Annotated in this window: 9 protein-coding genes; all 9 read right to left on the bottom strand. The window is 39.1% G+C overall.

Features of this window, described 5'->3' with window-relative positions:
* Window positions 1-18 precede the first annotated feature (18 nt).
* Complete coding sequence (locus O7C57_RS06705; protein WP_163860909.1) at window positions 19-2,445, bottom strand: fimbria/pilus outer membrane usher protein; 2,427 nt, start codon at window positions 2,443-2,445, stop codon at window positions 19-21.
* Between the two features lie 36 nt (window positions 2,446-2,481).
* The gene (locus tag O7C57_RS06700; RefSeq protein WP_269723797.1) at window positions 2,482-3,114 is read right to left on the bottom strand and encodes a hypothetical protein; all 633 of its coding nucleotides are present in this window, start codon (window positions 3,112-3,114) and stop codon (window positions 2,482-2,484) included.
* Between the two features lie 25 nt (window positions 3,115-3,139).
* Window positions 3,140-3,847 carry a type 1 fimbrial protein gene (locus O7C57_RS06695; protein ID WP_269723796.1) on the bottom strand — a complete coding sequence of 236 codons (708 nt, stop codon included), beginning with the start codon at window positions 3,845-3,847 and terminating at the stop codon, window positions 3,140-3,142.
* 65 nt (window positions 3,848-3,912) lie between these two features.
* Window positions 3,913-4,551 carry a fimbrial protein gene (locus O7C57_RS06690; RefSeq protein ID WP_251463853.1) on the bottom strand — a complete coding sequence of 213 codons (639 nt, stop codon included), beginning with the start codon at window positions 4,549-4,551 and terminating at the stop codon, window positions 3,913-3,915.
* A 62-nt stretch (window positions 4,552-4,613) separates the two neighbouring features.
* Complete coding sequence (locus O7C57_RS06685) at window positions 4,614-5,246, bottom strand: fimbrial protein (RefSeq protein ID WP_163860906.1); 633 nt, start codon at window positions 5,244-5,246, stop codon at window positions 4,614-4,616.
* An 899-nt stretch (window positions 5,247-6,145) separates the two neighbouring features.
* Window positions 6,146-8,743, bottom strand: a complete 2,598-nt coding sequence (acnB, locus tag O7C57_RS06680; RefSeq protein ID WP_163860905.1) for a bifunctional aconitate hydratase 2/2-methylisocitrate dehydratase — start codon at window positions 8,741-8,743, stop codon at window positions 6,146-6,148.
* A gap of 561 nt (window positions 8,744-9,304) precedes the next feature.
* A complete protein-coding gene (locus tag O7C57_RS06675; RefSeq protein ID WP_154625093.1) occupies window positions 9,305-9,658 on the bottom strand; it encodes a VOC family protein in 354 nt (117 codons plus the stop codon).
* A gap of 365 nt (window positions 9,659-10,023) precedes the next feature.
* Window positions 10,024-11,451, bottom strand: a complete 1,428-nt coding sequence (gene lpdA / locus O7C57_RS06670; protein ID WP_154625094.1) for a dihydrolipoyl dehydrogenase — start codon at window positions 11,449-11,451, stop codon at window positions 10,024-10,026.
* 204 nt (window positions 11,452-11,655) lie between these two features.
* Window positions 11,656-13,518 (bottom strand): pyruvate dehydrogenase complex dihydrolipoyllysine-residue acetyltransferase, encoded by a 1,863-nt coding sequence (gene aceF / locus O7C57_RS06665; protein WP_269723795.1) that lies wholly within the window; start codon window positions 13,516-13,518, stop codon window positions 11,656-11,658.
* Window positions 13,519-13,528 lie beyond the last annotated feature (10 nt).

The following is a 13,528-nucleotide window of genomic DNA, read 5'->3' as shown; positions in this document are numbered from 1 at the left end:
ATTGAATTTAGTGATAACTTATTGGCATACGGCATCAGCTTCTTCATAAAGATTTTCAGGTGAAAAATGATCTGAGACGGTATAACTCACAATACAATCATCTGAATTCACTGAACGAAGAATTAATTCATCACCAATTTGTTCATTCGTTAAAAGCGCATTTCCATTACCCATCACCGTTCCAATATACTTTCCATTTTTATTGACAAGACTTGCGCCATTAGGTGCTTCTGAACCATCTTTTAGGGTAATACTAAGTAATAGTTGTCTCATTTCCGTTGCTTTGATCTCTTTTGTGATCACACTACCTTTAGCCACCGCAACATCAAATGTGGTTGTATCAAGTCGAATATTTAATGGTAAATCTTGCGTATCAAGCTGAACGGTTGTTTTCCTATTTGTTGGTAATGCTGAAATAGCAGCAGTTCCAAAATGGTTCGTTATCGTTGTTCCACTTCCTAACGCACTAATCTTAACATTTGGCTGATTTGGAATATAAACAATGCCAAATGTATTGCTTAAAGGTAATGGTGAAGTTGCAACTAACCCATTAGAATACGCAATCGAGCCTGAAGCCGATGACATAAATGAATAAACATCATTTTCTGTCATAGAGGCATTTAGTGACAGTTGTGAATATGCATTTCTATTACTCACGCTACCATTGATACGATTAGTATCACTACTGCGACCTGCTCCTAGGGAATAATTCCATCTATCATTTGGCCGATAATGGTAATTCGCCATCAGAGTGCTACGGTCATCATAATATTGGCTTTGTAAAGTGACATTCGAGCGCTTATTTATTGGTATCGATGCATTTAAGAAATAGCGCTCCCCTTGCTCACGGCTAGATTGAAAAGAGAAATTCAACGAAATATCATAAAATTTTCGCCCATAAGCAACTGTGTGACTGACCGAATCAGGTGTATTTCCATAATAATTGTTGTGGTTCAGGCTATAACTGAAACTTCCCCACGTCATATTACCCCAGCTAGCAAACAGAGAAGTCGATGACTGAAGTTCACCACTAAACCATGGCCAATCAAATCGCTCGTCTTCAATAATGGGGAGATCTTTTTGCACTGTATCATCCAACGTTGGATACTCATTACTACGATAGAGAAATGAAGTTCCTAATGATGCACCACCGCTGGAAACTGATGTATTAAAATCAATTTGGTTACCTTGCTTTTTATCATTACGGGACGCTGTCGCACTAATGCCACCACTAACCACCACGTCTGAACCGTACGACGTATTTGCTCCACCACTCATCGATTGATATTTATCTGAATAAAGCAACCCTGCTGAATAATCTATTTGCTTATACTGCGCACTTAATTCCAAGCTACCAATCAACGGTGTATCGACTTTTTGATCACGATTAACACGGCGATACTGACCAAGAGCAAATTGATAAGATAAAGGCGATAAATTATCGGTTGCTTGATTCGATGTCAGTACTTGATATCTCTGACGTTCACCATTGTCTTGAATAATAGTGACATCGACAGGCACACCACTACTAATATTATTAATTCTATTTAATTCAAATGGACCAGCCGGTACGATAGTTCGATAAAGCAGACGACCATTTTGCTGCACTTCCACTGTTGAGAGTGAATTTGCTACTCCTGTAATTGGAACAACCAAGCGGCTATTAAGCTGTAAGGCACTATCTGAATAAATTTGAACACCATTAATTGGAATACCAGAATAATAATGACCTACGCTATTTAACTGACCAACTTCGAATTGTGACTTTAATGACTCGATACTGCGCGACAGTACTGTCTCGTTAAACTGGTATTCTGAGTTTCCTTTACTTGATGAAAAGCTACTATTATTTCGTAGAACCCAATTATTCCAATTTGCGCCAGTCTCAAACTGCCCTTGATAAAAATTTTGATTATTAGTTCCATTAATCTTCATACCATAAATACGGTAATTATTGACTAAACCAAAACCTCCATAGGTCAATTCACTCCCCTGTAATTTAGGATCAAAGTTATCCTCAGAAACAATAATATCAATAATGAATTCATTTGGACGCATCACAACCTGCGAATCAGGATATACATCCTGAAAAATATGACATCGCTCACCAAGATGAGTCGATTTTAGTCTCAATGTTTTCTGCAAACTTTCATCGATACAAAGGTTACCACTATCATCTATTTTAGCATTTACAGAATAGCTATTGCTCCCATTTAATTTTATTGTGACATCATGATTACCAGGAAGAAACTTACTCCCTTGCATAAAAAAATCAGCGACTTCTTCACCATAGCCAAGCGCTTTCAATGAATCAATATCAAAGTCTACTTTTGAATTCTTATTTAACTTATCGCTATTCGATGAATAAGAGGACTCATTATAAAATATGAATATCAATGCAATAAAAAAATAGTAACATCGTGTTTTTTTATTAGTATATAACATACATGCTCATTGTTTTATTAGATGATTATTAAAACATTAAATACCAAATGAAAAAATCAACTCAGCATTACCATCCAGTTCAGCGCCATTAACAATAGGCCCATCCGTTTCTTTTAACGAATTCAGTTTAGCTGAAACGGTAATGTCTACAGAAAACACTTTTCCTGAAGCTGGCGTATTTTCTCCCAGCAGCCAGCCATAAGTTTTATTTTTTTTCACGGTCATAGAAGATGCTTTAGAGGCAGACATATTTTCACTTAAGAACATATCAGCTCTTTCATTATCAACGCTGGCATGACTTAGTGTTAATTGATAATTACCTATTTTACCCTGCCTATTAACATGACCTAAGCCAAAATAGCTTTCATTATCCATACGTGAAGAATCATGGCGATTATCAACTATTTTAAGAAACAGACTTACCGGTGTATTACATAAAACCTGCCATGTTTTTTTTACTTCTGGAATTTCTGTTAACTCATTTAATTTAAAATGACTAGCATGAAGCTGTGAAAATTGATAATTTCCATCATTCGGTGGAATAATGTCACAACTTGGTGGTATCACAGTTTCAGCCGGAATATTTTGGGCATATATTCCCTGGCCTTTTACAAAAACACTCAAAAAGCACATAAAAAACAACGTTACTTTTAATGAAATTAAACGCATAGATACGTGCCTAGTTTATTTATAATTAGATGCCAAAGTTAAATGTAATCACAGCTTCAGCGTTATAATTTACGCCATCATTTAGATTAATATTGGCTTTAGATAAGTCAGTTCTTGAATTAATAAACGCACCACCTTGTTTAAATGATACGGAAAAGACTTTCCCAGGAACGAGTGATTCTTGAAATTCAGATGTATCAACAGTTTCCTTTGCTACATTAGCCCAGCCATAATATTCATCTTTGGTCAGTGTATTGTCTCTAATCCCAGAAGTGGGCTTTATATTGCTATAAAGGCGACGAGCATAAACAGCCTTGTTATCTACTTCTAGATCCTCAAGTAAAAAATACACTCCACCTAGGGCTTGAGGCTCCCCCACATTAAAACGGAAATAGATATGACCGTATGATGACTTTAACGGAGTAGCCGGTAAGTTTAAGCTTTGGTATGTATCATTCGCCATAAACGTTAAATAGGTTGTTGCGTCACATGTCACTGTTACCGTGTTTTTAACTAATGATTCGCTAGGGAATATATACATATCAGATACCGGTATGACATCAAGAGATAATTTTCCCATATCATAAATAATATCTGTTTTTTCCATCCCATTAACTAAACATGTTGGTGGCTTAATATCGCCATTAACTTTTAAGTTTGCATTAATATCACCATAACTCATGCCTGAAACTAATAATGGAAATAGTGTAATACATTTTGTCAACTTATTCATGAATAAATCAATAACCTCAGTCACTTACATAATAGATAGAGTATATAATTAACTTCAGCATTAGGTTAAATAGAAAAACTAAACGCTAAAGTGGCATGGCCATCTAAAGACACATCACCAGAAAAATCCTTTAAAGCACCATTTAATACTGGTATTACTTCAAAATCAGCTGCAAAAATTTGCGCAGCAGCGAATTGTGCAAATTTAGATGCCCAAAATACTTTTTTTCCAACATAGACATCTAATTGCGAATCATTAAAACTATAACCAGATGCAATCCCGACTTTAGTTTCCTCAGCATCGCTATTTGCTTTCGTTGTCGCATTTTTCATCTTAATCGAATAATAACCAATGTTTTTGCTATTATCAGTACCATACTTACCTAAACCAAATAAATTACGAGTACCTTTAATTAAAACACTATCGCTACGATTATCTGTCGCCATAAAATTTAAAACTGTTGTAGCATCACAAATTATTTCAATACGTTTAGTTTCTGGTGCTAGATTTAAATTATCTGTCGTAGGAAACATTTGTGGAGATACCGTAAATTTATATTCAATATCACTTTCATCTCCATTATTAATACTACACGTTGGTGGTTTTACTGTTCCCATAATTTTTAAATTTGCATCAACATCAGCATGGCTTGCACTTAAAAAAAATAATGGTAATAACGCTACATATTTCACTGAATTGTTCATCTTTATCCGTAACCTTATTCAGTAAGGTAGGCCCCACAAGGCCCACCTTTATCTATGTAAAATTAAATAGAAAAACCAAATGACAATGTTGTATGACCATCTAAAGATACATCACCAGAATAGTTCTTTAGTTCTGCACTTAATGTTGGTTTCACTTCAAAGTCAGCTGCAAAAATTTGTGCAGCTGCAGGTACCTGTGAGGCTAATCCCCAAGATGCTTTTCTATTTTTCACTACTGAAAGCTCAGTTGCATTATAGATTGTTCCAACTAACACACCTACTTTCTTTTCTGTTGCATCAGCATTTGCTTTGGTCGTTGCATTTTTCATAGCGATAGTATAAAAACCAATGTTTTTATCATTATCAGTACCATATTTACCTAAACCAAAGTTACCATTTCCTACCGTCATAACGCTATCACTACGATTATCTGTAGCATCAAAACTTAAATAGGTTGTTGCATCACAGACTATTTCAATTCTTTTAGATTCAGGAGGTAAAACTAAAGCACCAGTAGCAGGGAACATCTGTGGTGCAACATCAAATTTATATTCCACATCAATTTCATTTTGATTATTAATAGTACATGTCGGTGGTGTTATTGAACCTGTTACTTTTAAATTAGCAACTGGAGCAGATAAAGCTGCACATGAAACAGAAATTAACGACAATGCACACAAAGTTTTCTTAAACATTTTTTTGACCTTTAATTTAATATAAAAAAAAATAAAAACAAAACCCTAGCTAATAATGAATATCAGCCATTAATAAGACTACATAATCAGTAATAAAAATTACTTTCATCCAATAAAGATTATATTCAGACACTCATTAAATTTTAATAACAAATAAAACATCACTCTTTTTTAGATGGCTTATAAACAATGAAAATTTAATGAATAAGATTTATCTCACCTTCAAATTTATTAATTCCCCTACTGCTTCACAGATGCAAACATTATAGGCAATTTATACACTAATTCATATTACACCTAATAGACGTAAAACCTAGATAGACAGATACAAAAACAAATGTAACAAAAAATTTCATCATGAAAAACAGGACAATATACTACTTTCTTAATTTCACACACCATCCCATCTAGTTTATAAAATTAAAAATGACGTATTATGAACAAAAAAATAATATTAAACTCTTTATTTATTTTTATTTAACAGTTGTTAATATTTACTAACAAATTATACGCAAATGGAGTGTATAATTATCGATAAAAACATACATATATTTAAACTCAATATATTTAATTATATTTATCAATGAGATAGAAAGGTCATATATCATTACTTTACTTATCAGATGTGAGAGTAACATTATTATATTGACCATTTTAGTCATTCAAAATAAGACGGTATTTGTAATAACACTAACAATTTATTAAATTCATGTTCTTTATTATTTAATCGAATAATGATGAATTCGATAAGTTTTATATTTATAAATTAACTTATCTAATAGGATAACTTTATCCTTTCTATATTATTGCTGTACATAAAATAGGTAATTAATATCATTTTTAGAGTAAAAAAAAGCCCCGAAATAAATTCGAGGCTGTTACTTTCTTCCAGATGAAAACTACACGGCGGTTTGGAAAATCACGCCATCAGCTTTCTCGGTGTACTGTTCTAACTGATCAAAGTTTAAGTAACGATAAGTATCAGCAGCAGTCTCATCAACTTTATCCATAAACTGCAAGTACTCTGAAGGCGTTGGTAAGCGACCTAATAGAGACGCTACAGCGGCTAATTCAGCAGAGGCTAAGAATACATTAGCGCCTGTACCTAATCGGTTAGGGAAATTACGTGTTGAAGTTGATACAACTGTTGCACCATCGGCAACACGCGCTTGGTTCCCCATGCATAACGAGCAGCCAGGAACTTCGATACGCGCCCCGCTCTTACCAAACACACTGTAATAACCTTCTTCAGTTAATTGCGCTGCATCCATCTTAGTTGGCGGAGCAACCCATAGGCGTGTCGGTAACTGACCTTTATGCTGATCGAGCAATTTACCTGCTGCACGGAAATGGCCAATGTTAGTCATGCAAGAACCAATGAAGACTTCATCGATTTTTTCATTTTGCACATCAGACAGTAAGCGAGCATCATCAGGATCGTTCGGCGCACATAAAATTGGTTCTTTAATTTCATTAAGATCAATTTCAATCACCGCGGCATATTCAGCATCAGCATCAGCTTCTAACAATTGTGGATCGGCTAACCAGCTTTCCATGCCTCTAATACGACGCTCAATCGTACGACGATCGCCATAACCTTCAGATATCATCCATTTCAATAGAACAATATTTGATTGCAGATATTCAATGATTGGCGCTTTATCCAGTTTAATCGTACAGCCCGCGGCAGAACGTTCAGCAGAGGCATCTGCTAATTCAAAAGCTTGCTCGACTTTCAGCTCAGGTAAACCTTCAATTTCTAGAATACGGCCCGAGAAAATGTTTTTCTTACCTTTTTTCTCAACCGTCAATAAACCATCTTTGATTGCATATAGCGGGATCGCATGCACCAGATCACGCAAAGTGATCCCCGGCTGCATTTCACCTTTAAAACGCACCAATACTGACTCTGGCATATCAAGCGGCATGACGCCCGTTGCAGCAGCAAATGCCACTAGGCCAGAACCGGCAGGGAAAGAAATACCAATTGGGAAACGTGTATGTGAGTCACCACCTGTACCAACTGTATCAGGCAACAGCATACGGTTTAGCCATGAGTGGATGATACCATCCCCCGGACGTAAGGAAACACCACCACGGTTCATAATAAAATCAGGGAGCGTATGGTGAGTTGTCACATCGACAGGTTTTGGATAAGCCGCAGTATGACAGAATGACTGCATAACCAAATCAGCGGAGAAGCCTAGACATGCTAAATCTTTCAGCTCATCGCGAGTCATTGGACCCGTAGTATCTTGCGAGCCAACAGAAGTCATTTTCGGTTCACAGTATTCACCAGGGCGAATACCAGGACGACCACAAGCACGACCTACCATTTTTTGCGCTAAAGAGAAGCCACGATGACTTTGTGCAACAGATTTAGCATGACGGAATACTTTGGTCGGTTCTAAGCCGAGAGATTCACGGGCTTTGGCTGTCAAACCACGACCAATAATCAGAGGAATACGGCCACCAGCACGAACCTCATCAATTAAAACATCCGTTTTCAGTGCAAATGTTTCAAGTAATTCACCCGTTTCATGGTGACGAACTTCACCTTTATAAGGATAGATATCAATGACATCACCCATATTCAGCTTAGACACATCGACTTCGATCGGCAGTGCACCCGCATCTTCCATCGTGTTAAAGAAGATTGGGGCAATTTTGCCACCAAGTACCACGCCACCACCACGTTTGTTTGGTACAAATGGAATGTCGTCACCCATAAACCATAGCACTGAGTTAGTCGCTGACTTACGAGAGGAGCCCGTACCAACAACATCCCCCACATAAGCTAAAGGAAAACCTTTCTCGCTCAAAGCTTCGATTTGTTTAATTGGACCAACATTACCCGCATCATCAGGTTCAATACCATCACGTGGGTTTTTCAACATGGCTAGCGCATGCAATGGAATATCTGGGCGTGACCAAGCATCTGGTGCAGGGGAAAGATCATCGGTGTTTGTTTCACCAGTTACCTTAAATACGGTCACGGTTAATTTTTCGGCGAGCTCTGGGCGCTCTAAGAACCATTCTGCATTTGCCCAAGATTCTATAACTTGTTTGGCGTATTCATTTCCGGCTTTCGCTTTTTCTTCAACATCATAGAAGTTATCAAACATCAGCAGAGTATGTGACAGTGCTTTAGCGGCTATTGGCGCAAGCTTCGCATCGTCTAACGCTTCAATGAGTGCATGAATATTGTATCCGCCCTGCATTGTACCAAGCAGCTCAATCGCTTTTTCAGGGGAGATAAGAGGTGAGGCGGTTTCGCCTTTCGCGATAGCCGCTAAAAAGCCGGCTTTAACATAAGCTGCTTCGTCAACACCAGGGGGCACACGGTTGGTCAGCAGGTCTAACAGGAAATCTTCTTCACCTTTAGGTGGGTTTTTCAGTAGTTCTACTAGTGCAGCTACTTGTGCAGCATCTAATGGCTTAGGGACAATCCCTTGAGCGGCACGCTCGGCTACGTGCTTACGGTAATCTTCTAGCACGACGTTCTCCTCGCTTCATTGTAATTTATATACCCGGCTGTCTGCACCATCTTGAAAAAACATCATCCGGTGCCAGGTCAGAGGAATTTGCTCGCATAATCTCAATGGCAGTAAAATTATGTCCAGCTTCGGGCACTCAGCATAGCAGAGTTTAAATAGAATGTTAATTCATTCACAAGAAAGCAACATACTTCTACTTACTTTAGGCCCTAATCATCTATTACAGGTTGTTTTTAGTTTAAGATTCTATAATCAGTCACAAAAAGCAGATATAAACTCTAGTTAATTCAAGGTGCAGCTAGGCGACCAGTGAATCAGCCGCAAGGGGCATCAAACCCCGATGAAGAGCATGACAACACCTTAATTAAAAGCGCACAACTGGCAGTAGAGCCTATAGCCACACTTTTTATAATGCATTTATACCGTTAACGCACCCTCTTTTGTGCCCTTTTTCATTAGTTATCACAAATTATATCTTTTATCGTAATTTTATTTATCTCTCTAATTGATAAGGAAAATCATTACGATTGGTTATAATTTTTTTAACGGTTTTAATTGATTTTATTGCCCTTTTAAACCAATTAAATTACCAAACGGATCTTCAAGCTGACACATTCGGTTGTTACCATCGATTCGCATTGGTCCTCGGTATAGTTTCGCACCTAAAGTGATTAGATGTTTCATTGCAGCATCTAAAGATGCAGTTTGCCAATAAAGCACGGTTCCCCGCTTACCTTCTCTGACCTTTTCATCCGCTTGCACAATTTCAATGGTGAAATTCCCTATATGCAATAACGTAAAATCAAACTCAGGGAGATACTCGGCTACCGCTTGCGAAAAAGCTTGCTGGTACCAAGCTAAGCCTACGGAAACATTAGGAACATGAATTAAAATTGCAGCGGGTATCAGTTTCATGGCATTTGCTTATTGATATACGTTATGAGGACTAATCTACACTCTAAATAATTCGAGGTGCAACTATGTGACTAGTGTGAGTGAGCGCAGTCAACAACGCTGCGACTTGAAGTATAAGCGTAATTAGCGCAAATAATGTAATATTTCATGAGCCAAATACGCATTATCATTAATATTGATTTATCTTTCACTCTTAAAGACGCTTTTTATTTAAGAAAACTATTTAAATGAATATGATAATCACCCAAAAAATATAACTACCTATATACAAAAGCAAAAAGCCAATGTGCTTCCACATTGGCTTCTATCTACTTTACTGATAAACAGCGAATTAAAAAGGCTGTTTACCAAAGCGACTTAAGAAATTATTTTTTCTTTTTCGCTTTAGCGTTTGGTAAGTCAGTAATGCTACCTTCGTAGATTTCTGCCGCCATACCAATTGATTCATACAGTGTTGGGTGAGCATGGATAGTTAATGCGATATCTTCTGCATCACAACCCATTTCAATTGCTAGGCCAATTTCACCTAACAGTTCGCCACCGTTAACACCAACAACCGCACCACCGATAACACGGTTAGATTGCTTGTCGAAAATCAGTTTGGTCATACCTTCTGAACAGTCTGAAGCAATTGCACGACCTGAAGCAGCCCAAGGGAATGTTGCGACTTCATAGCTGATGTTTTTCTCTTTCGCTTCTTTCTCTGTTAGACCTACCCATGCAACTTCTGGCTCAGTGTAAGCGATAGATGGGATAACTTTTGGATCGAAATAGTGTTTCAAGCCAGAGATAACTTCAGCTGCCACGTGCCCTTCATGAACACCTTTGTGTGCCAGCATTGGTTGACCAACGATGTCACCGATAGCAAAAATATGAGGAACATTCGTGCGCATTTGCTTATCGACATGGATGAAACCACGGTCATCAACTTCGACGCCAGCTTTACCTGCATCAAGGTTTTTACCATTTGGTACACGGCCGATTGCAACAAGCACAGCGTCATAACGTTGTGGTTCAGCAGGTGCTTTTTTACCTTCCATAGAAACATAGATGCCGTCTTCTCTTGCTTCAACAGCCGTCACTTTTGTTTCTAATAGTAAGTTGAATTTTTTACTAATTTGTTTGGTGAATACTTTAACCACATCTTTGTCAGCCGCTGGGATGACTTGGTCAAACATTTCAACAACATCAATTTGAGAACCCAGAGCATGATACACAGTCCCCATTTCCAGACCGATGATACCACCACCCATAACTAACAAACGCTCTGGAACTTCTTTCAGTTCTAGTGCATCCGTTGAATCCCAAATACGTGGATCTTCATGAGGAATAAATGGTAACTGAATAGGACGTGAACCCGCAGCTATGATCGCATTATCAAAGTTGATCGTTGTGCTACCGTTTTCGCCTTCAACAACCAGTGTGTTAGCACCAGTAAATTTACCAAGACCGTTAACAACGTTCACTTTACGGCCTTTTGCCATACCAGCCAAACCACCTGTCAGCTGATTAATAACTTTTTCTTTCCACAGGCGAACTTTGGAAATATCCGTTTTTGGCTCACCAAAAACAATACCATGTTCAGCGAGGGCTTTAGCCTCTTCAATCACTTTAGCTACATGCAATAGTGCTTTAGAAGGGATACAACCAACGTTCAAACAAACTCCACCCAGAGTTGAATAACGTTCAACTAAAACAGTATCTAAACCTAAGTCAGCGCAACGGAAAGCCGCAGAATACCCTGCAGGGCCTGCACCAAGTACCACTACTTGGGCTTTAATTTCAGTACTCATCATGACCTCTTTTTGTTTTGTCCAGCGGGCTGCCGAAAAAACGAATTATTCCACCGGAAAATACACACCGCGAGCAGTTTACAGAATTGTTAACATCCTGAAAAGGCTCATTACGTGACGTGACTCGCAACGTTTCGGATGAACAGTAAAAAATTCTGCCCCAGCCTAAATAAAACAGACCGGCCTATTAGCCGGTCTTATTTATTACATCACCAGTCGGCGAATATCGCTCATCAATTGACCTACTAAGGTGATAAAGCGAGCACCATCAGCACCGTCAATCACACGATGGTCGAATGAAAGTGACATTGGTAGCATTAAACGAGGTACAAACTCACTGCCATTCCATACTGGTTTCATGGAAGAGCGAGATAGCCCCATAATAGCTACTTCAGGCGCATTAACAATTGGTGCGAAACCAGTTGTTCCGATACCACCAAGGCTAGAAATCGTGAAGCATCCGCCCTGCATATCAGAAGCCGTCAATTTACCTGCACGTGCTTTCTTAGAAACTTCCATCAGTTCGCGAGAAAGTTCCATGATGCCTTTTTTGTTCACATCTTTGATAACAGGAACAACAAGACCGTTAGGTGTATCAACCGCAATACCAATATTGATATATTTCTTCATGAATAGGCGTTGCCCATCTTCAGAAATAGAGCTATTGAAACGTGGCATTTCTTCAAGCGCACGAGCCACAGCTTTCATGATAAACACCAGTGGGGTAATTTTAACACCTAGCTGTTTCTTCTCTGCTTCTTTGTTCTGCTGCTTACGGAACTCTTCAACATCAGTAGTATCAACGTCTTCCATCAGCGTAACGTGAGGGATCATGACCCAGTTACGGCTCAGGTTAGCACCGGAGATTTTTTGGATACGGCCCAGTTCAACTTCTTCAACTTCACCAAACTTGCTGTAATCCACTTTTGGCCATGGCAGCATACCTGGCAGGCCACCACCCGCTGCGGCAGGCGCTTCAGCACGTTTGATCGCATCTTTAACGTAAGATTGCACATCTTCACGTAAAATACGACCTTTACGACCAGTACCTTTTACCTTAGCAAGGTTAACCCCAAACTCACGAGCTAAACGGCGAATAACTGGTGTCGCATGAACATAAGCCTCGTTTTCAACGAATTCATTCTTGCTATCAGCCGCTTTCGCTGGCGCTGCCGCAGGTGCCGGAGCCGATGATGCAGGAGCCGGAGCTGGAGCCGCAGAGGCTGCTGCCGCTGGTGCTGCACCTGCCACTTCAAAGGTCATGATCAGCGAGCCAGTTTTCACCTTATCACCCGTTGCGATCTTAATTTCTTTGACTGTACCTGCAAATGGCGCTGGTACTTCCATTGACGCTTTATCGCCTTCAACAGTGATGAGTGACTGTTCTTCTGTAACAGTATCGCCAACTTTAACCATGATTTCAGTGACTTCAACTTCATCACCACCGATATCTGGTACATTCACATCTTTAATTGCAGAAGCTGCTGGAGCAGGTGCAGATGCTGACGCTGCTGGTGCAGGTGCTGCCGCTGGTGCAGAACCGGCGACTTCAAAGACCATAATTAGCGACCCAGTTTTCACCTTATCACCTGTTGCGATCTTAATTTCTTTGACCGTACCTGCAAATGGAGCAGGAACTTCCATAGACGCTTTATCGCCTTCAACAGTGATGAGTGACTGTTCTTCTGTAACAGTATCACCAACTTTAACCATGATGTCAGTGACTTCAACTTCATCACCACCAATATCAGGTACGGATACTTCTTTTAACTCAGCAGCAGCTGCCGCCGCTGGTGCAGCCGGAGCCTCAGCAGGAGCCGCTGGAGCGGCACCTTCTGCTGATTCAAATACCATAATTAATTTACCGGTGGTAACTTTGTCACCAACTGCAATTTTAATTTCTTTAACCACACCCGCTTGTGGAGATGGTACTTCCATAGAAGCTTTATCACCTTCAACAGTGATAAGTGATTGCTCTGCTTCTACTTTATCACCAACTTTGACCATCACTTCGGTGACTTCAACTTCATCAGCACCGATATCAGGCACTTGGATTTCAATAGACATTGATTCTTAC

Source organism: Providencia sp. 21OH12SH02B-Prov (genome assembly GCF_027362595.1).
Taxonomy (GTDB): Bacteria; Pseudomonadota; Gammaproteobacteria; order Enterobacterales; family Enterobacteriaceae; genus Providencia; species Providencia zhejiangensis.
The sequence above is the reverse complement of the archived record's forward strand: the minus strand, read 5'-3'. Positions and strand labels throughout refer to the sequence as shown.

Excerpts from the sequence above, each read along its gene's own strand:
- O7C57_RS06705 (WP_163860909.1), bottom strand. The coding sequence starts at position 2,445 with ATGTTATATACTAATAAAAAAACACGATGTTACTATTTTTTTATTGCA.
- aceF (WP_269723795.1), bottom strand. The coding sequence starts at position 13,518 with ATGTCTATTGAAATCCAAGTGCCTGATATCGGTGCTGATGAAGTTGAA.
- O7C57_RS06700 (WP_269723797.1), bottom strand. The coding sequence starts at position 3,114 with ATGCGTTTAATTTCATTAAAAGTAACGTTGTTTTTTATGTGCTTTTTG.
- O7C57_RS06695 (WP_269723796.1), bottom strand. The coding sequence starts at position 3,847 with ATGAATAAGTTGACAAAATGTATTACACTATTTCCATTATTAGTTTCA.
- O7C57_RS06685 (WP_163860906.1), bottom strand. The coding sequence starts at position 5,246 with ATGTTTAAGAAAACTTTGTGTGCATTGTCGTTAATTTCTGTTTCATGT.
- O7C57_RS06675 (WP_154625093.1), bottom strand. The coding sequence starts at position 9,658 with ATGAAACTGATACCCGCTGCAATTTTAATTCATGTTCCTAATGTTTCC.
- O7C57_RS06690 (WP_251463853.1), bottom strand. The coding sequence starts at position 4,551 with ATGAACAATTCAGTGAAATATGTAGCGTTATTACCATTATTTTTTTTA.
- lpdA (WP_154625094.1), bottom strand. The coding sequence starts at position 11,451 with ATGAGTACTGAAATTAAAGCCCAAGTAGTGGTACTTGGTGCAGGCCCT.